The organism is Micromonospora sp. NPDC023869 (assembly GCF_055559695.1).
Genome location: NZ_JBVHKD010000009.1, coordinates 1 through 26016, shown reverse-complemented (window position 1 = coordinate 26016; position 26016 = coordinate 1). Strand labels below are relative to the sequence as shown.

General features: G+C 71.8%; 25 protein-coding genes. 9 read left to right on the top strand and 16 right to left on the bottom strand.

Annotated elements, in window-relative coordinates:
* Window positions 1-2: 2 nt before the first annotated feature.
* Window positions 3-1187 (bottom strand): polyamine ABC transporter substrate-binding protein, encoded by a 1185-nt coding sequence (locus ACZ31C_RS23110; protein ID WP_465797037.1) that lies wholly within the window; start codon window positions 1185-1187, stop codon window positions 3-5.
* A gap of 205 nt (window positions 1188-1392) precedes the next feature.
* On the opposite strand from ACZ31C_RS23110, the gene ACZ31C_RS23105 reads away from it, so the two are divergent.
* Window positions 1393-1905: an Lrp/AsnC family transcriptional regulator gene (locus ACZ31C_RS23105; protein WP_396740513.1), complete on the top strand. Its 513-nt coding sequence runs from the start codon at window positions 1393-1395 to the stop codon at window positions 1903-1905.
* Window positions 1906-2257: 352 nt separating this feature from the next.
* Here the strand turns inward: ACZ31C_RS23105 and ACZ31C_RS23100 are convergent, their stop codons facing one another.
* Both ACZ31C_RS23100 and ACZ31C_RS23095 read right to left on the bottom strand, forming a co-directional pair.
* Window positions 2258-2443, bottom strand: coding sequence for a DUF397 domain-containing protein (locus tag ACZ31C_RS23100; RefSeq protein WP_465797036.1), 186 nt, complete (start codon window positions 2441-2443; stop codon window positions 2258-2260).
* Window positions 2434-3204 (bottom strand): DUF5753 domain-containing protein, encoded by a 771-nt coding sequence (locus ACZ31C_RS23095; protein ID WP_465797035.1) that lies wholly within the window; start codon window positions 3202-3204, stop codon window positions 2434-2436. Before ACZ31C_RS23095 ends, ACZ31C_RS23100 begins: the two co-directional genes overlap by 10 nt.
* Before the next feature lie 726 nt (window positions 3205-3930).
* On the opposite strand from ACZ31C_RS23095, the gene ACZ31C_RS23090 reads away from it, so the two are divergent.
* Window positions 3931-5277 carry an aspartate aminotransferase family protein gene (locus ACZ31C_RS23090; RefSeq protein ID WP_465797034.1) on the top strand — a complete coding sequence of 449 codons (1347 nt, stop codon included), beginning with the start codon at window positions 3931-3933 and terminating at the stop codon, window positions 5275-5277.
* Window positions 5278-5286: 9 nt separating this feature from the next.
* Window positions 5287-6663 (top strand): NAD(P)/FAD-dependent oxidoreductase, encoded by a 1377-nt coding sequence (locus ACZ31C_RS23085; RefSeq protein ID WP_465797033.1) that lies wholly within the window; start codon window positions 5287-5289, stop codon window positions 6661-6663.
* A gap of 148 nt (window positions 6664-6811) precedes the next feature.
* Here ACZ31C_RS23085 and ACZ31C_RS23080 read toward each other — a convergent pair whose 3' ends face one another.
* Window positions 6812-7183, bottom strand: a complete 372-nt coding sequence (locus ACZ31C_RS23080) for a DUF3499 domain-containing protein (RefSeq protein WP_396740519.1) — start codon at window positions 7181-7183, stop codon at window positions 6812-6814.
* A gap of 149 nt (window positions 7184-7332) precedes the next feature.
* Between ACZ31C_RS23080 and ACZ31C_RS23075 the strand changes: the two genes are divergently transcribed.
* Entirely contained in the window at window positions 7333-7782 is a 450-nt protein-coding gene (locus tag ACZ31C_RS23075) for a metallopeptidase family protein (RefSeq protein WP_117229420.1), read from the top strand.
* A 76-nt stretch (window positions 7783-7858) separates the two neighbouring features.
* Here ACZ31C_RS23075 and ACZ31C_RS23070 read toward each other — a convergent pair whose 3' ends face one another.
* The 6 genes from ACZ31C_RS23070 to ACZ31C_RS23045 all read right to left on the bottom strand — a co-directional run bounded on the left by ACZ31C_RS23070 (window position 7859) and on the right by ACZ31C_RS23045 (window position 14702).
* A complete protein-coding gene (locus ACZ31C_RS23070) occupies window positions 7859-8116 on the bottom strand; it encodes a WhiB family transcriptional regulator (RefSeq protein ID WP_013731688.1) in 258 nt (85 codons plus the stop codon).
* A gap of 447 nt (window positions 8117-8563) precedes the next feature.
* On the bottom strand, window positions 8564-8860 hold the full coding sequence (locus tag ACZ31C_RS23065; protein WP_396740521.1) for a phospholipase: 297 nt from the start codon (window positions 8858-8860) through the stop codon (window positions 8564-8566).
* 186 nt (window positions 8861-9046) lie between these two features.
* A complete protein-coding gene (locus ACZ31C_RS23060; RefSeq protein ID WP_465797032.1) occupies window positions 9047-10441 on the bottom strand; it encodes a DUF4331 domain-containing protein in 1395 nt (464 codons plus the stop codon).
* A 179-nt stretch (window positions 10442-10620) separates the two neighbouring features.
* Window positions 10621-10908, bottom strand: a complete 288-nt coding sequence (locus tag ACZ31C_RS23055) for a hypothetical protein (RefSeq protein WP_350700618.1) — start codon at window positions 10906-10908, stop codon at window positions 10621-10623.
* A gap of 157 nt (window positions 10909-11065) precedes the next feature.
* Window positions 11066-13606: a bifunctional FO biosynthesis protein CofGH gene (locus ACZ31C_RS23050; RefSeq protein WP_465797031.1), complete on the bottom strand. Its 2541-nt coding sequence runs from the start codon at window positions 13604-13606 to the stop codon at window positions 11066-11068.
* Between the two features lie 82 nt (window positions 13607-13688).
* The gene (locus ACZ31C_RS23045; protein ID WP_465797030.1) at window positions 13689-14702 is read right to left on the bottom strand and encodes a hypothetical protein; all 1014 of its coding nucleotides are present in this window, start codon (window positions 14700-14702) and stop codon (window positions 13689-13691) included.
* Window positions 14703-14800: 98 nt separating this feature from the next.
* On the opposite strand from ACZ31C_RS23045, the gene cofD reads away from it, so the two are divergent.
* Both cofD and ACZ31C_RS23035 read left to right on the top strand, forming a co-directional pair.
* Window positions 14801-15769: a 2-phospho-L-lactate transferase gene (gene cofD, locus ACZ31C_RS23040; RefSeq protein WP_465797029.1), complete on the top strand. Its 969-nt coding sequence runs from the start codon at window positions 14801-14803 to the stop codon at window positions 15767-15769.
* The gene (locus ACZ31C_RS23035; protein ID WP_465797028.1) at window positions 15766-16854 is read left to right on the top strand and encodes a coenzyme F420-0:L-glutamate ligase; all 1089 of its coding nucleotides are present in this window, start codon (window positions 15766-15768) and stop codon (window positions 16852-16854) included. The genes cofD and ACZ31C_RS23035 overlap by 4 nt, the downstream gene beginning before the upstream one ends.
* 45 nt (window positions 16855-16899) lie before the next feature.
* Here ACZ31C_RS23035 and ACZ31C_RS23030 read toward each other — a convergent pair whose 3' ends face one another.
* Window positions 16900-17889, bottom strand: a complete 990-nt coding sequence (locus tag ACZ31C_RS23030; RefSeq protein WP_465797027.1) for an ArsR/SmtB family transcription factor — start codon at window positions 17887-17889, stop codon at window positions 16900-16902.
* A 326-nt stretch (window positions 17890-18215) separates the two neighbouring features.
* Here ACZ31C_RS23030 and ACZ31C_RS23025 point away from each other — a divergent pair, with 326 nt between their 5' ends.
* Window positions 18216-18830: an NUDIX hydrolase gene (locus ACZ31C_RS23025; protein ID WP_465797026.1), complete on the top strand. Its 615-nt coding sequence runs from the start codon at window positions 18216-18218 to the stop codon at window positions 18828-18830.
* On the opposite strand, the gene ACZ31C_RS23020 is transcribed toward ACZ31C_RS23025, so the two are convergent.
* Together ACZ31C_RS23020 and ACZ31C_RS23015 are read right to left on the bottom strand one after the other, a co-directional pair.
* Entirely contained in the window at window positions 18799-19890 is a 1092-nt protein-coding gene (locus tag ACZ31C_RS23020) for a mannose-1-phosphate guanylyltransferase (protein WP_396740533.1), read from the bottom strand. The two genes, ACZ31C_RS23025 and ACZ31C_RS23020, sit on opposite strands and share 32 nt — an antisense overlap.
* Window positions 19891-19938: 48 nt before the next feature.
* Window positions 19939-21084 carry a glycosyltransferase family 4 protein gene (locus tag ACZ31C_RS23015; protein WP_350700632.1) on the bottom strand — a complete coding sequence of 382 codons (1146 nt, stop codon included), beginning with the start codon at window positions 21082-21084 and terminating at the stop codon, window positions 19939-19941.
* A gap of 151 nt (window positions 21085-21235) precedes the next feature.
* Here ACZ31C_RS23015 and ACZ31C_RS23010 point away from each other — a divergent pair, with 151 nt between their 5' ends.
* Window positions 21236-21925 carry a TIGR03089 family protein gene (locus tag ACZ31C_RS23010; RefSeq protein WP_465797025.1) on the top strand — a complete coding sequence of 230 codons (690 nt, stop codon included), beginning with the start codon at window positions 21236-21238 and terminating at the stop codon, window positions 21923-21925.
* A 641-nt stretch (window positions 21926-22566) separates the two neighbouring features.
* Here ACZ31C_RS23010 and ACZ31C_RS23005 read toward each other — a convergent pair.
* Window positions 22567-24537, bottom strand: a complete 1971-nt coding sequence (locus tag ACZ31C_RS23005; protein ID WP_465797024.1) for an acetoacetate--CoA ligase — start codon at window positions 24535-24537, stop codon at window positions 22567-22569.
* A gap of 119 nt (window positions 24538-24656) precedes the next feature.
* The gene (locus ACZ31C_RS23000) at window positions 24657-25181 is read right to left on the bottom strand and encodes an acyl-CoA thioesterase (RefSeq protein ID WP_449956786.1); all 525 of its coding nucleotides are present in this window, start codon (window positions 25179-25181) and stop codon (window positions 24657-24659) included.
* A 23-nt stretch (window positions 25182-25204) separates the two neighbouring features.
* On the opposite strand from ACZ31C_RS23000, the gene ACZ31C_RS22995 reads away from it, so the two are divergent.
* Window positions 25205-25855 carry a hypothetical protein gene (locus ACZ31C_RS22995; protein ID WP_465797023.1) on the top strand — a complete coding sequence of 217 codons (651 nt, stop codon included), beginning with the start codon at window positions 25205-25207 and terminating at the stop codon, window positions 25853-25855.
* A 59-nt stretch (window positions 25856-25914) separates the two neighbouring features.
* Here the strand turns inward: ACZ31C_RS22995 and ACZ31C_RS22990 are convergent.
* Window positions 25915-26016: acyl-CoA dehydrogenase family protein (locus ACZ31C_RS22990; protein ID WP_350700720.1), on the bottom strand; the 102-nt coding region annotated here is incomplete at its 5' end.

Sequence of the window (26016 nt, the reverse complement as noted above, 5' to 3'; positions counted from 1 at the left end):
CGTCACGCTCCGATAACCTGCTGGAACTTGGTCTCGTACTCGCGTTCCTGCTGCTCGTCCAGGGCCATGAAGACGCGGGCCTTGGAGAGGATCGCCTCGTCCGGGAAGATCAGCGGGTTGGCGGCCAACTCCGGGTCGATCTTCTCCATCTCCTCCTGCGCGCCCTGCACCGGACAGATGTAGTTGACGTACGCGGCGAGCTGGGCGGCGATGGCCGGTTCGTAGTAGTGGTTCATCAGGGCCTCGGCGTTGCCCTTGTGGGTGGCCTTGTTCGGCACGAGCATGTTGTCCGACCAGAGCGTCACACCGGAGTCGGGCACCACGAACTTGATCTGCTCGTCGTCGAAACCGAGCTGGATGATGTCGCCGGACCACCCGATGCACGCCGCGATATCGCCCTTGGCCAGGTCGGGGGCGTAGTCGTTGCCGGTGAACCGGCGGATCTGCCCAGAGTCGACCGCCTTCTTGAGCTTGTTGAGGGCGTCGTCGAACTGGTTGGCGGTGAAGTCGGCCGGGTTGTGACCGTTCGACATCAGCAGCAGCCCCATGGTGTCGCGCATCTCGGTCAGCGCGGTCACCTTGCCCTTGAGGTCGGCGCGGGTGAGCAACTCGTCGACGGTCCGGATCTCCCGGGTGACCCGTCCGTTGTACGCCAATCCGGCCAGGCCGGACTGCCACGGGACGGCGAGGTGGTTGTCCACGTCGAAGGGGCGGTTGCGCAACGACGGCAGCAGGTTCGCCTCGACGTTGGGCAGATTCGACTTGTCGAGCCGCTGGATCCAGCCGAGCCGGATCATCCGGGCGGCCATCCAGTCGGTGAGCACCATGACGTCCCGCCCGGTGCCCTGACAGGCGGCGAGCTGGTTCTGCACCTTGCCGAAGAACTCGTTGTTGTCGTTGACATCCTCGGTGTACGTCACCTGAATGCCGGAGTCACCGACGAAACTGTCGAGGCTGGGACGCTTCGACGCGTCGTCGTCATCGACGTCCATATATTGCGGCCAGTTGGAGAAGGCGAGCGTCTTCTCCGTGCCGGACAGGTCCTCGCTGACACAACCGGCCTCGGTCTGCTGCGCGCCGGGGGTGCCGCAACCGGCGAGGGTGCCACCCGCCGCGAGCAGCGCGACCGAGCCGAGAGTGCCGGTGAGCAGACCACGCCGAGTGAGGGGCCGGTAAGCGTTTCGCATGTGACGACTCCTACGGGTCATCGTCGGCGGCGGGACGGGGGTGGGCGCGCCGACGGGAGGGTCAATGGCGATGGACGACTGATCCTGACATGAGGAAACCTCGCTCACAAGGGATTCCGTAGCCGCAATAGCCGTGGACGACGAATTACGCCAGACTGCGCGGTGGCGTTAGGCTCAGCGCCGTGACGGACATGGGGAGCGCTCGATGACGAACCGGCAGCAGGACAACGCCACCGGCGGACGCCGGGTCAGCGTGCGGGAGGGCGCCAGCCACGTACTGCTCGACGACGTGGCCAAGCAGATCATCGAACAGCTCCAGCAGGACGGCCGTCGCCCGTACGCCACCATCGGCAAGGCGGTCGGCCTCTCCGAGGCGGCGGTACGTCAACGTGTACAACGGCTGCTCGACGCCGGGGTGATGCAGATCGTCGCGGTGACCGACCCGCTCCAGCTCGGCTTCCCCCGTCAGGCCATGATCGGGCTGCGCACCGACGGCGACCTGGAGAGCGTCGCGGACCGGATCGCCGAACTCGACGAGGTCGACTACGTGGTGATCACCGCCGGCTCCTTCGACCTGCTGGCCGAGGTGGTCTGCCGCAACGACGAGCACCTCCTGGAGATCCTGCAACGCCTGCGCGCAGTCTCCGGAGTGCTCTCCACCGAGGCGTTCGTCTACCTCAAACTCCGCAAGCAGACCTACAGCTGGGGCACCGCCTGAGCATGCGCCGCGCGCGCCTCCGCCCCGTGAGCCTCCGCCCCGTGCGCCCACGTCCCACCCGCCCCGGCCCCGCGCGCCCCCGCCCCACCGCCCGCCCCCACCCACTCGCCCTCACCCCTCGCGCCGTCGCGCCCTCGCGGCGTCGCGCCCTCGCGGTCGATCATGGAGTTGTGGTCGCGGAAACGCGCCGATCGCCCTGGTTTGTCGATGCCACAACTCCATGATCGCCGCGCGGGGAGGGCCGCCTGCGAGGTGCGGTGCCGCGCGGGGAGGGCCGCACGGGAGGCGCGGTGCCGCGCGGGGAGGGCTGCACGGGGGGCGCGGGTGCGGTGCGGGAAGGCCGTGCGGGAGGTCAGCGCGGGGGTGTGGTGAGGAACGCGCGCCAGGCGTCGGGAGTGAAGGTCAGCGTGCCGCCGGCTCGATCCTTGCTGTCGCGTACCAGGATCCGGCCGGGCAGATTGTCGGCCACCTCGACACAATCGCCGCCGTTGTTGCTGCTGCGGGTGGCGGTGCGCCAGCGGGCGTCGGTCATGTCCATGTCGTCGCCACTTCCCTGATCAGCTCGATGGACCGGCGGCGGGGCAGCGCCTCACCGGTGACGCTCTCCCATCTCGCGCCCAGGCTAGCAAGGTCGGCACGCTCGGTCACCACCTGACCGCGCAACTGATTGTCCAGATAGGCCGCCTCGCCACCGTCCGGCGTCCGGGCCAGCACGAACGGCCCGGCCAGGCCGGTGTGCCACGGGTTCTCCGCCGGGATCACCCGGACCTGCACGTGCTCCTGCTCGCCCCACTCGGCCAGGTGGAGCAGTTGCCCGGCCATCACCGCCCGGTCGCCACCCACCCTCCGACGTAGCACCACCTCGTCGACCACCGCCACCAGTTGCAGCGGCACCTCGCGTTCCAGCACCCGCTGCCGGGCCAGTCGCGCCGACACGATCTCCTCCACCTGCGTCGGCGACACCAGGCCGCCGGTCGCCAGCACCGCCCGGGCGTACGCCTCGGTCTGGAGCAGGCCCGGCACCAGCAGCGGCTGGTACGACCGCAGCGAGCTGGCAACCTGCTCCAGTTGGGCCCATTCCTGGAACCAGGGCAGGTCCCGGCGACGGTGCGGCTCCGGCCAGAGTTCCTTCGACTGGCGGCCGAGGAGGGCGGCGACGGCGGCCCGGGTGCCCGGATGCGGGGTACGCCCGTCGGCCACCCAGCGACCCGCCGTCTTCGGGTCTACGCCGACCTTCCCGGCCAACGACTGAGCCGTCTCACCCTTGTCCGCCATCGCCAACCGCAGTGTCTCGTTCATCTGCCGACCTCCGTCCACGCGTCACGTTGCGCCGCACGCTAGACACTCTGAGTGGCGCTGTCCGCCCGGTCCCGGCGTGTTGCGGGCGGGACTGTTTCGCGCACCTGAGGTGCGACCGAGATGCCCCTCAAATGCCCTGGACAGGACGCACTACCCGACGCCCACCATTCACCTCCACCACCCACCTGCGGGCGAGGCGGGTCCGGTGGCGGGAGCGGGCGGGGCAGGCCCGCCGACGCGGAGGTCGCCGGCCGGCGCCGGTTCGGCCATCACATCGCGAACATGGACCTTGGAAAGTTTCCGTTAGTAGATAACGGAAACTGTCCAAGATCTCGACTGATCGACAGCGAGGCACCTGACCTCCCACCAGCCGCCTTTGCTCTGCTTCAACCAGCGCACTGCCGTCGAACGAAAACCGTTGCGGTGGTTGAAGCAGAGCAAAGGCGACCGAGAGGTCACCCCGCGAGCCGGACAACGCTGATCGCGAACTGGCGCGCGCGAAGATCAGTGGGACCCGACGAGCTGACGAGCCGGACCCGCAGGAGGACGCCGCAGGGCAGTGGCGATGCGGAATCCGTTGCGCCAAGTCGGATGAGCTCGCTAAATCCGTTGCATGGAGGCGCAAGTTCAACCGATTGCACTTGCCTCGCGGCGGCGGGCTGTGGGATAACCGTGAGCAGAGCGGCCGGTGAACCCCTGACCGGCCCGAGACCCGATGGGGCTGACATGGCGAACGCCACCGACCACCTCTGGATGCACTTCACCCGGATGGCGAGCTACTCCGCAGGCGAGGTACCGACGATCGTGCGCGGCGAGGGCGCGTACGTCTGGGACTCACAGGGTCGCCGCTACCTGGACGGCCTCGCCGGGCTCTTCGTCGTCAACGCCGGCCACGGTCGCACCGAGCTGGCCGAGGCCGGCGCCAAGCAGGCCGGGGAGCTGGCGTACTTCCCGCTCTGGTCGTACGCCCACCCGACCGCCGTGGAGCTGGCCGAACGGATCTCGGAGCTGGCCCCGGGCGACCTGAACCGGGTCTTCTTCACCACCGGCGGCTCGGAGGCGGTCGAGGCGGCCTGGAAGCTGGCCCGGGCGTACTTCAAGCGGGTCGGCAAGCCCACCAAGCACAAGGTGGTCAGCCGGTACATCGCCTATCACGGCACCTCCATGGGCGCCCTGTCGATCACCGGACTGCCGGGCATCAAGACGGACTTCGAGCCGCTGGTGCCGGGCGGGATCAAGGTGCCGAACACCAACTTCTACCGGGCTCCGGAGCACGGCGACGACCCGGTGGCGTTCGGTCGCTGGGCCGCCGAGGAGATCGGGCGGGCCATCGAGCGGGAGGGGCCGGACACGGTCGCGGCGGTCTTCCTGGAGCCGGTGCAGAACTCGGGCGGCTGCTTCCCGCCGCCGCCGGGGTACTTCGAGCGGGTCCGCGAGATCTGCGACGCGTACGACGTGTTGCTGGTCAGCGACGAGGTGATCTGCTCGTGGGGTCGGCTCGGCGAGTACTTCGGCGCGACCCGCTACGGATACCAGCCGGACATCATCACCACCGCCAAGGGCATCACCTCGGGGTACGCCCCGCTCGGCGCGATGATCGCCAGCGACCGCCTGATGGAGCCGTTCCTCACCGAGACCGGCATGTTCGCCCACGGGGTGACGTTCGGCGGGCACCCGGTCTCCTGCGCGGTGGCCCTGGCCAACCTGGAGGTCTTCGCCCGTGAGGACCTCGTCGGGCACGTACGCGCCAACGAGGCGGCCTTCCGGTCGACCCTGGAGAAGCTGCACGACCTTCCGATCGTCGGCGATGTCCGGGGCGACGGCTACTTCTACGGCATCGAGCTGGTCAAGGACAAGACCACCCGGGAGACCTTCGACGAGGCCGAGTCCGAGCGACTGCTGCGGGGCTTCCTGTCCAGCGCGTTGTTCTCCGCCGGGCTCTACTGCCGGGCCGACGACCGGGGCGACCCGGTGGTGCAGCTCGCCCCGCCGCTGATCGCCGGGCAGCAGCAGTTCGACGAGATCGAGCAGATCCTGCGGGGCGTACTCACCGAGGCCTGGACCAAACTCTAGGAGGCGGTGGTGGCCTACCAGGACCTGTCGTACTGGCTGTCCACTGTGGACGAGCCGTTGACCCCGCGCCCGCCGTTGGCCGGTGACACCGTCGCGGACGTGGTCATCGTGGGCGCGGGGTACACCGGGCTGTGGACGGCGTACTACCTCGCCGAGGCAGAGCCGGCCCTGCGGATCGTGGTCCTGGAACGCCAGGTGGCCGGCTTCGGCGCCTCCGGGCGTAACGGCGGCTGGTGTTCCGCGCTGCTGCCCACCTCGCTGACCGGGCTGGCCCGGCGGCACGGCCGGGACGCCGCGATCGCCATGCAGCACGCCATGCACGACACGGTCCGCGAGGTCGGCCGGGTGGTCGCCACCGAGGGCATCGACTGCCACTGGTCGTACGGTGGCACGGTGGTGTTGGCCCGCAGCGCGCCGCAGGTGCAGCGGGCCAAGGCGGCGGTGGCGGAGGCGCGGGAGTTCGGGTTCGGTCCGGAGGACCTGGACCTGCTCGGCCCGGCCGAGGCCGTGGGCAGGTGCGGTGCCAGCGGGGTACGCGCCGCCACCTACACGCCGCACTGCGCGGCCGTGCACCCGGCGCGACTGGTGCGTGGCCTGGCCAGCGCCGTGGAACGCCGGGGCGTGACGATCCACGAACGCACCCCGGTCACCGAGATCCGGCCCCGCGCGGCGGTCACCCCGGCCGGCACCGTACGCGCCCCGGTGGTGATCCGGGCGACCGAGGGTTACACGCCGGGGCTGACCGGGCACCGGCGGGCCCTCGCCCCGGTCTACTCACTGATGATCGCCACCGAGCCGCTGCCCGACGAGACCTGGGCCGAGATCGGGCTGGCCGAGCGGGAGACGTTCTCCGACCACCGGCACGTCATCATCTACGGCCAACGCACCGCCGACGGCCGGCTCGCCTTCGGCGGGCGGGGTGCCCCGTACCACTTCGGCTCGCGGGTCCGCGCCGACTACGACCGGGAGCCACGGGTCTTCGCCGCACTCCGGCGTACGCTCGGCGACCTCTTCCCGGCGCTCGGCCCGGAGGTGCCGGTCACGCACACCTGGGGCGGTCCGCTCGGGGTGGCCCGGGACTGGTCGGCCTCGGTCGGCTACCACCGTGCCGACGGGCTGGGCTGGGCCGGCGGGTACGTCGGCGACGGGGTGGGCACCAGCAACCTGGCCGGTCGTACGCTGGCCGACCTGATCCGTAACGAACCGACCGAGCTGACCCGCCTGCCCTGGGTCAACCACCGCTCGCCCCGATGGGAGCCGGAGCCCCTGCGTTGGCTCGCGGTCAACGCCGGCCTCCGTCTGATGCTCTCCGCCGACGAACGCGAGTCCCGTACCGGCCGGGCATCCCGCCGCGCCGCCACCTTCTCCCGCCTCCTAGGCCACTGACCCAGCCCCCTCCCCTCCCCCGCCTTCCCCGCCTTGACGCGTTGATCAAGAAGTTTGGTCGGCCCAGCCGCCAGGAATTGACGCAAACTTCTTGATCAACGCCGCAGGGCAGGGCGCGGAGCGCGGAGCGCGCGTGGGGTGGGGGGGGTTAGTGGGTGGGGGGGATTACGCGGAGGTGACCTCGGCGGGACGAGGTGGTGGGGGGTGCGGCCTGCTGGGCCTGGTCGTCCTGCGGAGGGCGGGGGGCCGGGCGAGCGGCTTCGCGGACTGCCTCGGCCAGTGCGACCAGGTCGTCGGTGGTGGGCGGCGGGGGCTCGAACTCGCCCTCGTGCCGGACCACCTCCCAGCCACGCGGGGCGGTCAGGCTCCGGGCGTGCGGCTCGCACAGGTCGTACGTGTGCGGTTCGGCGAAGGCGGCGAGCGGGCCCACCACGGCCGTCGACTCGTTGTAGACATAGGTCAGCGTGGCGACCGCTTGCCGGGGGCAGCCGTTACGGGAGCAGCGCCGTGGTGACCTCACGGGCGCAGGGTATCCCCATTACCGGGTCCGGCGCACCGGTTCGCGTTACGACACGCCCGTCTTGGTGATCACATTTCGGCCCGGGACGCGGCGCGCCAGGTACCGGCGCTGCTGCGGGCAGGGGCGCGATGGCGGCTACCCTTTGGCTCATGACGAGTCCGGAGAACCGCCGCCCCGGCCCCGGCCGGCGGGCGCACCGCGACCGGCACGGGCGCGGTCTGCGCGGGCGGCTGGTGCCGGCCACCGTGCCGTTGGCGCGCACCAAGGCGGAGATCTTCGACGATCTGGTGCTGGACACCGTCGAGACGCTGGAGCGTCGCTTCGCCAAGGAACTCGCCGGGGTGGAGTTCGCTGTCGAGGACGTCCCGCCGGACCTCAACGTCTATGACACCGACGTGCTGGAGGACGGCGAGGTGCCGTTGGCCCGGCTGCTGCCGGGTCGACCGGGACGCCAGGAGGTGCCACCCCGGATCGTGCTGTACCGGCGTCCGCTGGAGTTCCGGGCGATGGACCGCGAGGATCTCGCCGACCTGGTGCACGACGTGATCATCGAGCAGGTGGCGAACCTGCTCGGCGTCGACCCGGACGAGTTGGCCTGACCCGATCGCCGTGACCCCCCACGGCGCGTCGTCATCCCCGGGGCGGGACGTCCCCCGACCGTCCCTTCCCGACGACTCAGGCTGCTCGCCGCTTGAGCTTGCGCCGCTCACGCTCGGAGAGCCCACCCCAGATCCCGAACCGCTCGTCGTGGCCGAGAGCGTATTCGAGGCATTCGGTCTTGACCTCGCACCGCGAGCAGATGCGCTTCGCTTCGCGGGTCGAGCCGCCCTTCTCGGGAAAGAACGCCTCCGGGTCGGTCTGCGAGCAGAGCGCTCGCTCCTGCCACTCCGGCGCGTTTCCGAGCAGGTCGGCCGCCTCGAGCTGGCCGTCCATCAATTGCCTCCTTGTCGCGCACCGGCGCCATCGCCGCTGCAACCCCCCACGCGAAAGGCGTGCTTGTCCGTCCGGTCCCGTTTGCTGCGGTTCGTGCGAACAACCCCATTCAAATTACACGCGTGTAATGCGTGCGGCGTCAAGCCAAACTTGATAATGGAGTCGCCCTCCCGACACGCACCCGGTCTCGCCCTGCCCTATCGATTCAGACCCCGGCCGAGTAACGCCCTCTCCGGCGAGTTGCCCGAGTTTTCTCCCGTGGCGCGCGACCCGAGACAGGGGTGATCTCGCCCCGCGTCGGCCTTCGGGAGGCCACCCGTCAAGATCGGTTGATCTTGACCCGCAAGGTTAGCCCGACTTGACCGAGACCGCCCATCGACCGGGCAGACGACGACCGCGCCCCGTCCACATCGTGGACGGGGCGCGGTCGTGCGGAAGCCTGAGCCGTCAGTCAGAGGCCCCGGAAGGGCTGGTGGGCCAGGTGAATTCGGTGACCACTCCACCGGCCACCCGAACCGTCCCGGCCGGCGTATCGTCGTCCCACCAGACGGTATAGGTACCTGCCGGTAGGTCCGGGTAGACCGCACTGTGGAAGGTGCCGTCCAGGACCTGCCGCTCGCGTACGGCGGAGTGGGTCCGCGGCTCGCCGTCGTGGTCCGGCCGGCTGACCTCGATCTCCCGGCCGAGCAGGTGGCGTCCGGTGTGCACGATCAGGGCACCGGTGTCCCCGCCCAGGTCAAGCACAACAGTACCGGTCCCCGTCGGACCGTATGTGTGCACATGCTCGCTCATGCCGACACTCCGCTTCGCTCCGCGCCGGCACGAGAACCGACGGCACCGATGATTCGCTCGCTGCGCTCGCTCATGCCGTCCTCCGCTTCGCTCCGCGCCGGCACACCACTGCGCCGATGATTCGCTCGCTGCGCTCGCTCATGCCGACACTCCCGGGTTGTTGAAGCCGTCGTAGGGCGTACCGAGGAAGGGGAAGTTGCGCAGGAAGGGCGCGGTCACGTCGGCGGCGCTCAGCCCCGGGGTCACCGCGGCGGCCGCCTCGTCCGGCTGGAACTTCCGGTCCACCAGCGGCACCGTCAGGCCCGCGATGGCGCGCAGGGCGATCGTCACCACGTCGTCGGTGACCCGCCGGCCGTTGGGGAAGCCGGCCAGGTCACCGGCGAGTACGCCGTTGCGGTTCGGGCGGCGGGCCGGCGGGATCGCGGTGTTCAGCCGGAGCATGTCGGCCTGCACCTCGCCGGTGGCGTTGGTGAAGCCGTCGATCAGCCCCTCCGGGACACCGGTGAGCAGGATGGCGACCAGGTCCGCCCGCGCCTTCTCGGACTTGTTCAGCTTGTCCAGGTTCGGGAAGACGTCCGGGTAGAGCACCGGCAGCAGGGCCGCCAACTCGGGCCGCTCGACGAACTGGGCGAACCGCTTGTCCTCCGACGGCGGCAGGGTGTTCCACAGGTCCTTCTGCGCCATCGGCACGATGACCTCGTTGAACAGTGGGTTGCCCAACCTGGACACCTGCGTGAACGGCCCGGTGCTCGTGTCCGCCGCCACCCTGTCGCCGAGCACCCGCACCTGGCGGCGCGACGCCGAGGTCCAGACCCCGATCACCGAGGCGGGCTCCTGCCAGTGGTAGCGGTTCACCTTGCGGCGCACCCGGTCCAGCGGCACCTGGATGGCCAGGCTGTGCACGTTGAGCCGGTCGGTGGCGTTCACCGGCTGGCCCGGCTCCTGGAAGATCTTCTTCCCGGCCACATGCAACTGCTGGAACGGGCGCAGCGTGCCGAGGTCGAAGATCGCCCCGAGGTCGACGAAGAACCCGTCGGCGCGCTGTCCGGCGAAGACCTTCTCCCCGGTGGAGAGCGAGAAGGTGGCCTGGCGGACCAGATCGCCGTACTTCGGCGTGGAGAGCGGGCCGACGTTGCACGGCGGGCAGGGCAGCTTGCGCGCCAGCCGCTGTTCCCGCCCACCGGCGATCCGGGTCAGGCTGTAGAACTGCCGCCGGTTCCAGTTCTCGCTGTCCAGCGAATCGATCGGCCCGGTGTTGTAGAGAAAACTGTTCGCGTTCGTGATTTCGGTGGTGAATTCGAAACGGTAAGTGACGTCCGGCTGACCGTCACCGTTGTTGTCGATGTGGATCTCGTAGCGCACGTCGTCGCCGAACTCGAAGAAGTTCGGCCCCCCGGAGGGCAGTTGCAACGGCACGTAGTTGGCGATCAGCGTCACCGTGTCCGGGCGGTCCGGCGTGACGAAGGCGTACAGGTCCGACGAATCGGCGACCGGATCCTTGGCGATCTCCGGCGCTTCGCGGTGTGAAGACATGACGAACCCACCTCACTGGGCGAAAGTGTGCATTGGATGGACGGCCGGGCGCCGAGAGCCCGCGCCGGACCGGAGTACACGACCGCCCGTACGGCGGCGGCGGGTGACCGCTCAGCGCCGGTGACGGGCGCGGCGGTCGGGGACGCCCGGCGTGGCGGGCGGAGGTCGGGTGGACACGTTCAGCGGCGTGTGGCGGCCTTGCGCAGCCGGTCCGCCAGACCACGGTCGCGCACCTCGATGCGGGACTGGCCGACGAAGACGTCCATGGTGCCGGAGCGGGCGTCGCGCAGGTGCACCACGATCGTCTCGTCCGCGCCGGCCGCGGTCCCCTTGTCGTCGTCTCCGGCGGCCGAGAGCCCCGGCACCGCGAGGGCTGCCGCGCCGAGCGTGGCGCTGGCCGCGGCCGTCAACGTCTGCCGGCGGGTCAGTCGCGGCCACTGCCGCGTCCGCCTTCTCTCAGTGATCATGGCCAACCTTTCCGGCGGCGCGCACGCGCCCGCAAGGACGGACGGGGATCGCCGCACGGACCGCGCAGGCCCCCGAATCTCAGGTGCCGGCGGCGGTCCTCGCCGATCCCGCCGCCGGCATCGACAGGTACGGCCGGGGACGCGCGAAGGTTCGACGCTAGGCGCTGACGTGACCGTACGCAGTCGTACGCCTACGCGCCGGACGACCGGCCGCCGTCGCGATCGCCCGCAACTGCTCCTCGGTACGCGCCGAGCCGTTGCCCGAGCCGGCCATCCGCGAGATGGTCTCCTCCATCAACGTGCCGCCCAGGTCGTTGCAGCCGCTGCGGAGCATCTCCACCGTGCCCTCGTCACCCAGCTTCACCCAGGAGCACTGGATGTTGTCGATCCGCCCGTGCAGCAGCACCCGGGCCATCGCGTGCACCACCCGGTTCTCCCGCCAGGTCGGCCCCGGCCGGGCGATACCGGCCAGATAGATCGGGGCGTTGGTGTGCACGAAGGGCAGCGCCACGAACTCGGTGAACCCGCCGGTGCGGTCCTGCACGCCGGCCAGCACCCGGAAGTGCGCCAACCACTGCCCGGGATGGTCCACGTGGCCGTACATCATCGTGGAGCTGGACCGGATGCCCAGTTCGTGGGCGGTGCTGACCACCTCGACCCAGGCGGCGGTGGGCAGTTTGCCCTTGGTGAGCACCCAGCGCACCTCGTCGTCGAGGATCTCCGCCGCCGTCCCCGGGATGGTGTCCAGCCCGGCCTCGCGCAGCCCGGTCAGCCACTCCTTCACCGGCACCCCGGCCTTCGCGGCGGCGGTGACGATCTCCATCGGGGAGAAGGCGTGCACGTGCATCCGGGGCACCCGCGCCTTGATCGCCCGGACCAGGTCGGCATAGATGGTGACCGGCAGCTTCGGGTCGATGCCGCCCTGGATGCAGACCTCACCGGCTCCGGCGTCCCACGCTTGGAGCGCCCGGTCGGCGACCTGCTCCACCGACAGCCGGTACGCGTCGGCGTCCCGCTCCCGCTGCGCGAAGGCACAGAACCGGCAGCCCACGTAACAGACGTTGCTGAAGTTGATGTTGCGGTTGACGACGTACGTGACGTCGTCGCCGACCGCGTCCCGGCGCAGGTCGTCGGCGCGGCGGCAGAGTTCGTCCAGGGCCGGGCCGTCCGCGCCGAACAGCGCCATCGCGGCGTCGGCGTGCCGGGGTTCGAGCAGCGCCGCCGGGTTCTCGGCGGCCAGCCGCAGCCCGGCCCGCAGGTCGGCGTCGCCGGAGCCGACGGCGACCGACCGACCGGCCGGGCCGGCGTCCGACGGCGGTACGGCGACCTTGGCCGCCACTTCCGACCAGTCCCCGTAGACGTGGTCGAAGTCGCCCCGCCGGTCCTCGGTCCGTCCCGTGCGGTCGATGTCGACGTGCAGGTCGGTCCGCCCGCCGAAGGTCTCGTCCGGCTCCTGCCAGAGGCGACCGACCGGCCGGGCCGACTCCACGGCGAGCCCGGTCGACGGCTCGGCCAACGCGGTGACGTGCGGCAGCAGGCGCGGGTCCAGCCACGGCTCACCGGCCCGGACGTACTCCGGGTAGACGGTCAGCCGCTCGCGTAGTGCGAACCCGGCCGCGGCGGTGCGTTTTGCCAACTCGTCGAGCTGCGGCCACGGGCGTTCCGGGTTGACGTGGTCCGGGGTCACCGGGGAGACACCGCCCCAGTCGTCGATTCCGGCCCGCAGCAGCAGGTCGTACTCACCGGCGATGAGGTTCGGCGGCGCCTGGATGCGGGCCTTCGGGCCGAGCAGCAGCCGGGCCACCGCGACGGTGGCCGCCAGGTCGTGCAGTTCCGCGTCCGGCATCCCGCGCATCGCGGTGTCCGGCTTGGCGCGGAAGTTCTGCACGATCACCTCCTGGAGGTGGCCGTACTCCCGGTGTGCCCGCCGGATGGCGAAGATCGCGTCCACCCGTTCGGCGGGCGTCTCGCCGATGCCGATCAGGATGCCGGTGGTGAACGGGACGCCGACCCGGCCGGCGTCGTCGAGCACCCGCAACCGCACCGCCGGTTCCTTGTCGGGCGAGCCGTAGTGCGGACCGCCCGGCTCCGACCAGAGCCGCGTCGCGGTGGTCTCCAGCATCATCCCCATGCTGGGCGCGACCGGCTTGAGCCGTTGCAACTCCGACCAGGAGAGCACGCCCGGGTTCAGGTGCGGCAGCAGGCCGGTCTCCTCCAGCACCGCGACCGCGCAGGCCCGCAGGTAGTCCAGGGTGGACTCGTAGCCCCGCTCGTCCAACCACTGCCGGGCCGCCGGCCAGCGCTCCTCCGGCCGGTCGCCGAGGGTGAACAGCGCCTCCTTGCAACCCTGGGCCGCACCGGCGCGGGCGATGGCGAGCACCTCGTCGCGGTCGAGGAACGCCGCCGGCAGCCGGTGCGGCACCGTGGCGAAGGTGCAGTAGTGGCAGCGGTCCCGGCAGAGCCGGGTCAGCGGCACGAAGACCTTCTTCGAGTACGTGACCACGCCCGGCCGCCCGGCGTCACGCAGGCCGGCGTCGCGGATCGCCCCGGCGACGTCGAGCAACTCGGTGAGGGCGGTGCCGCGGGCGCTCAGCAGTGCGGACGCCTCGTCGACGTCGAGCGCCCGGCCGGCGGCGGCCCGGCGCAGGGCCCGCCGGACGGCCGCCTCCGCAGGCCCAGGCTCGCTGCGATCAACCATCCGCCCAGCCTAGGCGCTGTCGCCGGCCGCACACCCCCCACGTGGGCAACCGCACCCGGCCGCCCGGCTGGTCAAATGCCGGTCAGGCGGGCTTGTCGCCCGGATCGATCCGCTGGGTGCGGTCACCCTCGCCCGGCGGCGGCACCGCCTGGCCCGGCTCGGTGCCCTGACGCGGGATGGTCTGGGTCGGGTCGGCCGACGGGGGCTGCCCGAACGGCGGCGCCGCCGGAGAGGTCGGCGCCGGCGGCTGCGGCGGCACGACCGGCTGGGCGTGCGGCGGCCAGGTGTGCGGGGCGGACGGCGGCCCGCCGGGCGCCTGGCCCGCCACCGGCCAGCCCGGCTGGTCCCCGCCCGGCTGGCCGCCGGGGTATCCGCTCGGCTGCTCGCCCGGGTAACCGCTCGGCTGACCGGGGTAACCGCCGGGCTGACCCGCGCCCGGGTAGCCGGCCTGGCCGGGGTAACCGCCGGGCTGCTCGCCACCGGCCCAACCGCCACCCGGACCGGGCTGCTGCTGCCACCCACCCGGGTAGCCGCCGGGCTGTCCCGGGTTGCCCTGCGGGCCCCAGCCCTGCTGCGGGGTGCCGTACAGGCCAGGCTCCTGCTTGGGCTTGGGCACGTGATAGAGCCGCCGCCAGACGGTCCAGACCACGTACGCCGCCGCGCCGAACAACGCCACCCAGGCCGCCCGGGCCATGACGCCGGTCAGGGCGTCGAAGATCTCCGCCTCGGCCAGCCGACCGACCGTCCAGATCAACAGCGTCAGGCCGCCGAGCACGACGCTGAACCCGTACTCGATCAGGGCCGCCTGCGTGATCAGCTTCGCCTTGCCGACCACCGGGGCGAGGTGGGTGGCGAGCAGCACCGCCAGCAGTGGCAGGACGATCGCCTCCAGCCCGACGAAGCCGAAGAACGCGCTGCCCGCCCGGCCGGTCACCGTGCTGTAGGGGCCCTGCGGGGTGATCAACCGGATCAGCGCGACGAAGAGGAAGACGGCGTTAGCCCCCAGGAGCACGAGGGCGACGAGTTCCCGAAGCGGCCCGGTCACCTGACGGGCCGGGGTCGGGTCGGTGGGCGGATGCTCCACGGGGCTGGTCACGAACTCTCCCTGGGGGCGAAAGCGGACAGATGCCGACGTGAGCCTAGTCTCCCCGGGCGACTGGCCGTCGGAGGCGTCACGTAGGCGAGGATGGGCTGATGCGTGTCGTGGTTCTGACCGGCGGAATCGGGGGTGCCCGGTTCCTGCTCGGGGTGCGTGCGTACGCCCGTGAGGTGGGTGCCGAGGTGACCGCCGTGGTCAACGTCGGCGACGATCTGCGCCTGCACGGGCTCCGGGTCTGCCCGGACCTGGACAGCGTCATGTACACCCTCGGCGGCGGGGCCGACCCCGAGCGCGGCTGGGGTCGTACCGGCGAGAGCTGGACGGTCAAGACCGAGCTGGCCGCGTACGGCGCCGAGCCGAGCTGGTTCGGGCTGGGCGACAAGGACCTGGCCACCCATCTGGTACGCACCACCATGCTCGACGCCGGTTATCCGCTGCACCAGGTGACCGAGGCGTTGGCGACCCGCTGGCAGCCCGGCGTACGCCTGCTGCCGGCGACCGACGACCGCTTGGAGACGCACGTGGTGGTGACCCCGCCCGACGAAGCCGGCGACGGCGCCGACGGGCAGCGGGCGATCCACTTCCAGGAGTGGTGGATCCGGTACCGCGCCCAGGTGCCGACGCACCGGTTCGTCTTCGTCGGCGCAGAGACCGCGAAGCCGGCGCCCGGCGTGACGGAGGCCATCGCCGGTGCCGACGTGGTGCTGGTGGCACCGAGCAACCCGGTGGTCAGCATCGCGCCGATCCTCGCCGTGCCGGGCGTGCGGGAGGCGCTGACCAGCGGTCCGGCACCGGTGGTCGGGGTGTCGCCGATCATCGGTGGCGCGCCGGTGCGCGGGATGGCGGACCGGTGCCTCTCCGTGGTCGGCGTGCCGTGCACCGCCGCCGGGGTCGGCGGGCTGTACGGCAGCCGGGCCACCGGTGGCCTGCTCGACGGATGGCTGGTCGCCGAGGAGGATGCGGGCACCCAGGTGCCGGACGTGACCGTACGCGCGGTGCCGCTGCGGATGACCGACGAGGCGGCGACGGCGGCGATGGTCCGCGCCGCGGTGGAGTTGACGTGAGACTGGAGATCCTGCCGGTGCCGGGCATCGGCCACGTGACCGAGGGTGACGACCTGGCGGCGCTGATCGGCGGCGCGGCACCCTGGCTGCGCGACGGCGACGTGTTGGTGGTGACCAGCAAGATCGTCTCGAAGGCGGAGGGGCGGCTGGTGGACGTACCGGCCGACGGCCCGGAGCGGCAGGCCGCCCGGGACGAGGTGCTGGCCTCGGAGACGGTCCGGGTGGTGGCGTCGCGCGGCCCGACCCGGATCGTGCAGACCCGGCACGGCTTCGTGATGGCGGCCGCCGGCATCGACGCCTCGAACGTCGACAAGACCCGGCTGGTGCTGCTCCCGGAGGACCCGGACGCCTCGGCCCGGGCACTGCGCGCCGGCCTGCGGGCCCGTCACGGCGTGAACGTCGCCGTGATCATCAGCGACACCATGGGTCGGCCGTGGCGCAACGGGCTCACCGACGTGGCCCTCGGCGTGGCCGGGATGGACGCGATCCGGGACCACCGGGGTGAGGTCGACCCGTACGGCAACGAGCTGGTGTTGACCCAGATGGCCGTGGTCGACGAGTTGGCCGGCGCGGGCGAACTGATCAAGGGCAAGTGCGACCAGATGCCGGTCGCGGTGGTCCGGGGCTATCTGACCGCCGGGCAGGACGACGACGGCGACGGTGCGCGGGTCCTGGTCCGGGACGCGTCGATGGACCTGTTCTCGCTCGGCACCGCCGAGGCCCGGGCGGCCGGGCTGACCGAGGCCGCACACCTGCCGGACCGCCCCGGCGAGGTACGCCCCGACCCGGCGGTGGTCGCCGCGGCGATCGCCTCGGTCGTCGACGTCGTGGCGCCCGGCACGGTGTTCACCCAGGTCGTCGACGACGACGTACGCGCCGGACTGGTCACCACCGTGCCCGGCTGGCCGGACCGCGCCACCGGTCTGGTGCTGTGCTCCCCGCCCACCCCGGTCGGCACGGTCCAACTGGTCCGTTTCGGCACCGATGTGCAACGCCTGCGGACCGCCCTCGCGGCCCACCAAGTCCCCTCCCAACTCCTCCCCCCGCCGCCGGCCACCACCGCTGCCGCCTCCCTGGCCCTCTGAGGGCCCGCCGCCGCCCCTCCGGGGGCCCGCCGCCGAGCCCGTCGGTCAGGGGTTGAGCAGGGCGCGCCCCAGCGGGGTGGGGGTGTGCAGGACGGTGTTGCGGTCGCGGTGGCTCACCAGCAGGCCGGCGTTGCGCAGCACGGTGGTGTGCTGGCTGGCCGCCGCCGCCGAGATCCGCAACCGGCGGGCCAGCTCGCCGGTGCTGCACCCGCCGTCGGTGGCCGCCAGCACCGCGGCCCGGGTCCGGCCGAGCAGCGCGGCCAACGCCTTGTGGCCGGTGCCGGTCCCGTCGACCTCGTCGGCGACCAGTCCGCCCAGCCGGTCCACCGGATAGACCAGCACCGGCGGCAACTCCGGGTCGACCAGCGCCACCGGTGTCTTCGCGCAGAAGTACGACGGCACCAGCAGCAGCCCCCGCCCCAGCAGGTGCAGTTCGCGGCTGTTCGGATAGTCGGGGATGTGCAGCACACCGGACTCCCAGCGCACACCCGGCCGCAGAGAGGTCAGCAGGCCCTCGATGCCGCCGTCGAGCATGGCCCGCGCCCGCCGGCTCCGGTCGGCGTCCACCGCCGCCTGCACCCGCTCCCAGTAGGGACCGAGGGCCAGGTCGCGGTACCGGCTCATCGCGTCAGTCAGGTCGTCCAACGCCCGCGGCTCACCCCGGGCCAGGGCGTCGGCCCCGGTGGGCAGGCTCCGACCGCTGGCCAGCCGGCTCAGGTCGCGGTGCAGCAACGTCGCAGGGGTACGCCGCAGCGCCTCCATCCCGGCCTCGAACCCGCCGACACTCTCGTACGGGGTGAGGAAGTCCGGGAAGTAGCCACGCGGCGGGTTCAACGCCAGCAGCAACCGCAGCCCGTCGGCGTCATCCTGCCGGCGTAGGCCGCGCATGACCTCACGTCGCCACCCGGCGAGCAGTGGGTCCCGGCTGCGTCCGGGCAGCAGGTGCAGGCTCAGCACCACTTCCCAGATCGGGTCCGCAGCCGGAGCGACTCTGGTCCGGAGGATGTCCTCGCCGGAGAAATGGATCTTCAGCATGGAACGACTCCCCGTCACCCGACTGAGGGACGCCCGGCGACGCTTGGCACTTTACCTGGGACACATTGCCTTGGTCTGTTAAGCGTGGGCTAAAAGACCTCGACTCCCGGCACCCGGGTCCGCCATGCTCTGCGTGCCGCAGGGACAGCACGCATCGCGTGTCGCCCCACAGCGGAGTCCGGGGGCCGGGGAAGGCACGGCCGGGCGGCACCATACGAGGGTCTGCGGCTCACGCTTCCGCAGGGGTGCCACCCGGTCGTCCGCCGTCCCGCCCCGCCACTCCCCTCCCGACCGCCCGTACGCTGTGCGGGACGGAAGGAGGGGCCGTGTCGACGCCTCATGCAACCGACGAGCACCCGCAGGCCCCGGCGGACGGCTGGCCCGCACTGCACACCGACGCGTCGGCGGTCCTCACCGGGTGGACGCCGACCAGCCCGGACGCCGCGACCGCCCGGGACCGCACCCTCGACCTGCTGACCGCCGGACCGGTCGCGATGAGCCGCGAGCACCGGGCCGGACACGTCACCGCCAGCGCCCTGCTCTTCGACGCGACCGGCACCCGGGTGCTGCTCTGCCTGCACCGCAAGTTCCACCGCTGGGTGCAACTCGGCGGGCACTGCGAGTCGGGTGACCGGACGCTGGCCGGGGCCGCGCTCCGCGAGGCGACCGAGGAGTCCGGCATCACCGGCCTGAGGGTCGACCCGGTGCCGATCGACGTGGACGTGCACGAGGTCGGCTGCCAGGGCGGATCCCTGCACCACGACGTACGCTTCGCCGTCTTCGCCCCGCCCGGCGCGGTGGAGACGGTCAGCGCGGAGTCCGAGGCGCTCGGCTGGTTCCCGCCGGACCAGCTACCGCAACCGCTGGCCGGCGGGACCGCCCGGCTCATCCCGCCCGGGCTGGCCGCGTTCAGACGAGCTTGTCCTCACCTCGTGCCTTGAGCTCGTCCACGATCGCCTTGACGTCCTGGGCGCGTCCGCGCGGGCAGACCAGCAGCGCGTCCGGCGTGTCGACCACTATCAGGTCGTGCACGCCGACACCGGCCACCATGCGCCCGGACTGCGGCACCACCACACAGCCGCTGCTGTCCCGCAACAGCACCTCGGACTTGACGTCGCCACCGAGCACCACGTTGCCGTCGTCGTCGGTCGGCAACACCTCACCGAGGGTGTGGAAGTCACCCACGTCGTTCCAGCGGAAGTCGCCCGGCACCGTGGCGACCCGGCCGGCGCTCGCCGCACCCTCCATCACCGCGTAGTCGACCGAGATCTTCGGCAGCGTCGGCCAGACCGCGCCGAGCACGTCGTCCTGCTCGGGCGTGCCCCACACCGCCGCGATCGCGGTCACCCCGGTGTGCAGGGCGGGCTGCTGGCGGGCCAGTTCGGCGAGGAACGCCGACACCCGCCAGACGAACATGCCAGCGTTCCACAGGTACCGGCCGGATCGGACGTACGCCTCGGCGACCTCGGCGTTCGGCTTCTCCTTGAACTCGACGACCGGACGCATCGGACCGTCACCCACCGGGTCACCGGTCTGGAGGTACCCGTAGCCGGTCTCCGCCCGGGTCGGCGTGATGCCGACGGTCATCAGCAGACCCTGGTCCGCGCCCCGGACCGCCGCCCGGACCGTCTCCACCCACTGTTCCGGCTGACCGATGAGGTGGTCCGCCGCGAACGATCCCATCACCGCGTCCGGGTCCCGGACCGCGATCACCGCCGCGGCGAGCGCGATGGCCGCGCAGGAGTCGCGCGGCGACGGCTCGATGAGGATGTTCTCCTCGGGGACGCCGGTCAACTGGCGGGCCACCGCCGCCGCGTGCGCGGCCCCGGTGACCACCATGGTCCGCTCCGGAGTGGTCAGCGGCGCGGCCCGCTCCACCGTCGCCTGGAGCAACGAGGCCGGGGTGCCGGTGAACGGGTGGAGGAACTTGGGGTGGCCGGAGCGGGACAGCGGCCACAGCCTTGTGCCGCTGCCACCCGCCGGAATGACGACATAGATCACCAGGACATCATGCCCGAACCGCCCGCCCCGGGTGCCGGGTTGCCACCGTCAGGCCCGCACCCGTGACCACGCGGCGATGTGCACCTCGGCGCTCGACTCCCAGGTGAACTCCTTGGCCCGGTCGAAACCGGCCTTGGCCAGCGACAACCGGCGCGGCTCGTCGTCGAGCAACGCGGCCAGGTCGGTGGCGATCTGGTCCGGGTCCTCACTGGTGTACGCCACCGCGTCGCCGCCCACCTCGGGCAGCGACAGGCGGGGCGTGGTGAGCACCGGCGCGGCGCACGCCATCGCCTCCAGCACCGGCAGACCGAAACCCTCCCCGTAGGACGGATAGGCGGCCACCAGGGCACCACCGAGGAAGCCGGGCAGGTCGGCGTAGCGCAGGTAACCGGGGCGCAGCAGCCGCAGGTGCGACGGCACCTCGGTGGCGGCCCGGTCGATGTCGTCGTCGTGCCCCTGACCACCGGCGATCACCAGCGCGGGCGGGTCCTCCCGGTCGGCGACCGCCCGTGCCCAACCACGGATCAGGTTCGGCACGTTCTTGCGCGGTTCCTTCGCGCCGTGGAAGGCCACGTAGCTGCTGCCGCCCAGGCCCAGCCGGGCGCGCACCCGGGCCTTCTCCTCGTCGCCGGGGGCGTGGAAGGCGTCGTGGTCGACACCGTGGTAGGCCACGTCGATCCGGGTCGGGTCCGCGTCCAGCAGCCGGATCAGCTCGTCCCGGGTGGCCTTGCTCGGCACGATCACCCGGTTGGCGCGGCGCAGCGAGGTCTTGATCGCGCTGCGGAAGAACGTCCGGCGGGACTTGTCGTAGTGCTCCGGCTCGGTGAAGAAGGTGGCGTCGTGCAGGGTCACCGTGACCGGGCAGCCGGCCCGCAACGGACAGGTGTAGAAGGGCGAGTGCAGCACCTCGGCACCGACCTGCTGCGCGAGCAGCGGCAGGCCGGTCTGCTCCCAGGCGAGCCGGGCGGGACGGTGCGCGACGGCGGCGGGCGCGGGGACGATCTCGGCTCCGGGCAGCATCCGGCGATAGCGGTCCAGGTCGGTGCGGAGACTGACCACGACCAGTTCCACCGCCGACCCGCACACCTTGCCGAGGGCGCCGAGCAGGCCGTCGACGTATCTACCGACGCCCCCGCGGTCGGCGGGGACACTCGTGGCGTCGATGAGCACGCGGGGCGGGCGACCGGCGGTCACGGGGCGACTCCTTGTGGTGGCGGGACTGTGGGGAACAACACTTCGGGCAAGCCTACGCCGGTGCCGAGTACGGACGCTGACTCCGACCCGACGGTTCGCCGACTTGTGACTGTCATCGAGTACGGGCAGCGGCGGCGTATCGTTCGCGCCGATGGCCGACAACATTGCCCGCGTCCTGCCCGACGCAATCGCGACCGACCCGACCCGCCCGCTGCTCACCTGGTACGACGACGCGACCGGCGAGCGCACCGAACTCTCCGGCGCCACGCTGACGAACTGGGTGGCCAAGACCGCCAACCTGCTCGTCGACGAACTGTCGCTCGGCCCCGGTGACACCGCGGCGGTGCTGCTACCACCACACTGGCAGACCGCCGCCGTGCTGCTCGGCTGCTGGTCGGCCGGCCTGACCGTGGCGGATCGCCCGGGTGCCGTGGACGTCCTGTTCGCCACCGCCGACCGGGCCGCCGAGGCGGACGCCTGGTCGGCCGCCGACCGGTACGCGCTCGCCCTGCACCCGTTCGCGCTGCCGCTGCGGGAGGTGCCGTCCGGCTTCGCCGACTTCGTCACCGAGGTCCGCGCACACGGCGACCACTTCGGCGCGTACCCGCCCGGCGGGTCGGACCACGTCACGCTGCGTGAGCGGGCGACCGCCCGCGCGACCGCGCTGGGTATCTCGCCGGGCGAGCGGGTCCTGATCGACGTGGACGCCCTGCCCGACCCGGTCGACTGGCTGCTGGCCCCGCTCACCGCGCGCGCGTCGACCGTCCTCTGCGCCCACCCCGACCACGCCCGCCTACCCACCCGAGCCACCACCGAGAGGGCCACCCGAACCCTTCCCTGAGCCCTTCCCCGCCAGCTCCCCACCACCCCGCCGCCGCACCGCACGCCGCACCGCCGTCATTCCGCACCGCCGTCATTCCGCACCGCCGTCATTCCGCACGCCGCGCCGCCGTCATTCCGCACCGCCGTCATTCCGCACGCCGCACCGCCGTCATTCCGCACCGCCGTCATTCCGCACGCCGCGCCGTCCCGCCGCACCGTCACCGTCCAGCACGCCGCACCGTCGCGCCGCCCCACCGCGCCTTGCCGCACGCCGCGCCACCCCGCCGAACCGCCCGCTCGATCCAGGATCGAGTGGTATCCCGGCGACTGCGAAACCACCCGATCCTGGATCGAGCGTGATCACGAACTGGACAGGGAAGCCCGCCCCGGTCATCGACAACGGACAGGCGGGACGGGGACACACCTCCGTCGATCATGGAGTTACGGCTGGCGTTCCGACCACATTCAACCCTTTCGCCCCCACCCCAAGTCCATGATCGACGGGCAGGCCGTACACGACGGACGCGGAAGCTCGTTGATCAAGGGGTTTGCGTCAAAATCCCGCCCGAGCCCGACGCAAACCTCTTGATCAACGGGGCGAGGGTGGGGGGCGAGGGTGGGGGTGGGGGTGGGGGTGGGGGTGGATCGGGGTGGGGCGGGTTAGGGGGTGGGGCGGGATTGGGCGAGGGTGGCGAAGGCGGTCAGGGAGTCGGGGTTGGCCAGGGCGCCCTTGGCGGCGGCCTGGTCGACCGGGGTGCCGGTGAGGATCCTCTTGACCGGAACCTCCAGCTTCTTCGCGGACAGGGTGCGGGGCACCGCGCGGACCTGGTGGATCTCGTCGGGGACGTGCCGGGGTGAGAGGGCGGTCCGCAGCTCGCGGGAGATCGTCGCGCGCAGGGCGTCGTCGAGGGTCAGGCCGTCGGCGAGCACCACGAAGAGCAGCAGCTCACCGGCGCCGCCCTCGTCGTCCTCCAGGTGCACGACCACCGAGTCGACGACCTCGTCCAGCCCCTCCACGACCGAGTAGAACTCGGCGGTGCCCAGACGGACGCCGCCCCGGTTCAGGGTGGCGTCGGAGCGACCGGTGATCACGCAGCCGCCGCGCGCGTTGATGGTGATCCAGTCGCCGTGTCGCCAGACTCCGGGATAGACGTCGAAGTACGCCTCCCGGTAGCGGCTTCCGTCGGGGTCGTTCCAGAAGCCCACCGGCATGCTGGGCATCGGTGCGGTGATGACCAGTTCGCCCAGTTCGCCGATGACCGGGGTGCCGTCGGCCGAGCGGGCCTCCACCCTGGCGCCGAGCGCCCGGCAGGTGATCTCACCGGCGTGCACCGGTAACAGCGGCACCCCGCCGACGAAACCGGTGCACACGTCGGTGCCGCCGGACAGGGACTGGAGTTGCAGGTCGGTGCCGACCGACTCGTACACCCAGCTGAAGCCCTCGGCTGGCAGCGGCGCACCGGTCGATCCCAGCCCGCGCAGCGCGGACAGGTCGGCGATCTCACGCGGCACCAGGCCCGCCTTGCGACAGGCCAGCAGGTACGGCGCCGAGGTGCCGAAGTAGGTGGTGCCGGTCTCCTCGGCCAACCGCCACAGCACGCCCAGGTCCGGGTGGCCCGGGTTGCCGTCGAACAGCACGATCGTCGCGCCCACCGCCGGGCCGGAGACCAGGAAGTTCCACATCATCCAGCCGGTGGTGGTGAACCAGAAGAATCGGTCGGCCGGACCGAGGTCGTGGTGCAGGGCGAGCATCTTGAGATGCTCCAGCAGGATGCCGCCGTGCCCGTGCACGATCGGCTTGGGCAGGCCGGTGGTGCCCGAGGAGTAGAGCACGTACAGCGGGTGGTCGAACGGGACCGGGGTGAACGCCGCCGGCTCGTCGGTCGGCGCGGCCAGGTCGGCCCAGGAGAGCGCGTCCGCCGGAGGCGGGGCCGACGGGTCGAGGTAGGCGATGCTCACCGTGTGCCGCAGCGACGGCAGCGCGGCCCGGATCGCGGCCACCTCGGTACGCCGGTCCACCGGCTTGTCGCCGTAGCGGTAGCCGTCCACCGCGACCAGTACGGTCGGCTCGATCTGCTGCCAGCGGTCGGTGACGCTGCGGGTGCCGAACTCCGGCGCGCACGAGGAGAAGGTCGCCCCGAGGCTGGCCGTGGCCAGCAGCAGCACGTACGTCTCGGGGATGTTCGGCGCGTACGCGGCCACCCGGTCGCCGGTGCCCACGCCGAGCCGGCGCAGCCCGGCGGCCACCCGGCGGACCTGCTCGCGCAGCTCGGCGGCGGTCAGCGTGACCGGCGCGCGGGTCTGCGAGTACGCGATCACCACCGGGTCGTCGTCGGCGCGGCCGGGCATCCGCAGCACGTTCTCGGCGTAGTTGAGCGTGGCGTCGGGGAACCACCGCGCCCCCGGCATGTCACGCGAGGCCAGCGTGGCGGTCGGCGGGGTGTGCGCGACGACCTCGAAGTGGTCCCAGATCGAGCGCCAGAAGGCGTCCAGGTCGGTGACCGACCACTGCCAGAGCGCCTCGTAGTCGGCGAATTCGAGCCCTCGGTGCTCGGCCAGCCACCGCAGGTACGTCCCGATGCGTGAGCGCTGGAGCACGTCCGCCGGCGGCGTCCACAGCACGTCCGTCACTGGTCCACTCCTCCCCTGGCCCGGCACGACGCTGTGCCGTGGGCCGTGGCGTCATCTTAAGGAAGGGCACCTTATTAACGCCTGCGGTAGTACCGGGGTCCCCTGCTAACACAAACCGCTCAGCCGGACTCACCCCGGGCATCCTGGATGGCGCGGCGGCGGGCCAGCCGGTGGGCGCGGCGGATCTCCGCCTCACGCCAGCGACGTTCGTCCTCCGGCGTCTCCGGCAGGACCGGTCGCACCGCCCGTGGCGCGCCGCCCACCTCGACGCCGACGAAGACGAGGTACGCGGTGGCCACCCGCACCGCCTCCGCCTCGGCCGAGTCCCAGCGCTCGGCCATCACCCGTACGCCGACCTCCATCGACGTCGACCCGGTCCAGTTGATCTGGGCGTACGCGTGGATCAGGTCGCCGACCCGGACCGGCTCGGAGAAGACGATCTCGTCGATCGCGGCGGTGACCGCCGTACCTCCGCTGTGTCGAGCCGCGGCGGCACCGGCGACGTCGTCCACGAACTTCATCAACACCCCGCCGTGCACGGTGCCGTAGAGGTTCACGTCGACCGCCGTCATGATCCGGCTGAGGGTCACCCGGGAGTACGACGTCGGCTTGCCTGGTGGCGCGGCGGAGAGGTGCTCGGTCATGGCGGAAACGGTACGGTGCGCGGATGCGACATCTGTGGAGCTTCCTCGCCGGGCTGGTGGTGGCACCGGTCACCTGGGTGCTGGTCACCCTGGGGCAGGACGGGTCGGCCGGGACGGTCGACCGGTGGGTGGAGATCGGCACCTCGAACACGGCAAACCTGATCGAACCGGCCGTTTATCTCGCCGTCGGCGGAATCGTGTTGGGCCTGCTCGGCACACTGCGCATCTCACCGCTCGGCCCGCTGGTGGCCGGGCTGCTGCTGATCACCCCGTACATCGGGCTGTTCGTCGCGCCCTTCCGGGTACGCGAGCGCATCCCGGCCGACTGGGAGTTCCTCGGCGACCCGCTGCCGCTGCGGTTGCCGGTGCAGAACGGCACCCTGTTCCTGATCGGCCTGTTGCTGCTGATGGCGACGTTCAGCGGGCAGCGGTGGCGGCGCTGGCCGACGCCCGCACCGGTGGTGCCGCCGCAGACCGAGGCGACGACCCAGGACCTGCCGGTGACCGAGTGGCCGCCCCCGCAGGCGGCGGAACGGGACACCGAGCCGCTGAGCCTCGGCTACCCGGACCCGGACGACACGCCGACCGAGCCGCTGCCCCGGCGTACCAGTGGGACGTCGCCCTGGTCGGCACCGCCTGGCAGCCTGCCGCGACGCGACGACGCGACCAACTGATCGAACGGAGAGAAGGGCTCCGCCCGGTGGCCGTTGCCGCCGGGCGGAGCCCTCCGTCGTCAGTCCTTGAGCAGTTGGCGGGCCATCACGATGCGCTGGACCTGGTTGGTGCCCTCGTAGATCTGGGTGATCTTGGCGTCGCGCATCATCCGCTCGACCGG

Coding starts and splice junctions, on each gene's coding strand:
- ACZ31C_RS23110 (WP_465797037.1), bottom strand. CDS start 1,187: ATGCGAAACGCTTACCGGCCCCTCACTCGGCGTGGTCTGCTCACCGGC.
- ACZ31C_RS23105 (WP_396740513.1), top strand. CDS start 1,393: ATGACGAACCGGCAGCAGGACAACGCCACCGGCGGACGCCGGGTCAGC.
- ACZ31C_RS23100 (WP_465797036.1), bottom strand. CDS start 2,443: ATGGACATGACCGACGCCCGCTGGCGCACCGCCACCCGCAGCAGCAAC.
- ACZ31C_RS23095 (WP_465797035.1), bottom strand. CDS start 3,204: ATGAACGAGACACTGCGGTTGGCGATGGCGGACAAGGGTGAGACGGCT.
- ACZ31C_RS23090 (WP_465797034.1), top strand. CDS start 3,931: ATGGCGAACGCCACCGACCACCTCTGGATGCACTTCACCCGGATGGCG.
- ACZ31C_RS23075 (WP_117229420.1), top strand. CDS start 7,333: ATGACGAGTCCGGAGAACCGCCGCCCCGGCCCCGGCCGGCGGGCGCAC.
- ACZ31C_RS23070 (WP_013731688.1), bottom strand. CDS start 8,116: ATGGACGGCCAGCTCGAGGCGGCCGACCTGCTCGGAAACGCGCCGGAG.
- ACZ31C_RS23060 (WP_465797032.1), bottom strand. CDS start 10,441: ATGTCTTCACACCGCGAAGCGCCGGAGATCGCCAAGGATCCGGTCGCC.
- ACZ31C_RS23055 (WP_350700618.1), bottom strand. CDS start 10,908: ATGATCACTGAGAGAAGGCGGACGCGGCAGTGGCCGCGACTGACCCGC.
- ACZ31C_RS23050 (WP_465797031.1), bottom strand. CDS start 13,606: ATGGTTGATCGCAGCGAGCCTGGGCCTGCGGAGGCGGCCGTCCGGCGG.
- cofD (WP_465797029.1), top strand. CDS start 14,801: ATGCGTGTCGTGGTTCTGACCGGCGGAATCGGGGGTGCCCGGTTCCTG.
- ACZ31C_RS23030 (WP_465797027.1), bottom strand. CDS start 17,889: ATGCTGAAGATCCATTTCTCCGGCGAGGACATCCTCCGGACCAGAGTC.
- ACZ31C_RS23010 (WP_465797025.1), top strand. CDS start 21,236: ATGGCCGACAACATTGCCCGCGTCCTGCCCGACGCAATCGCGACCGAC.
- ACZ31C_RS23000 (WP_449956786.1), bottom strand. CDS start 25,181: ATGACCGAGCACCTCTCCGCCGCGCCACCAGGCAAGCCGACGTCGTAC.
- ACZ31C_RS22995 (WP_465797023.1), top strand. CDS start 25,205: ATGCGACATCTGTGGAGCTTCCTCGCCGGGCTGGTGGTGGCACCGGTC.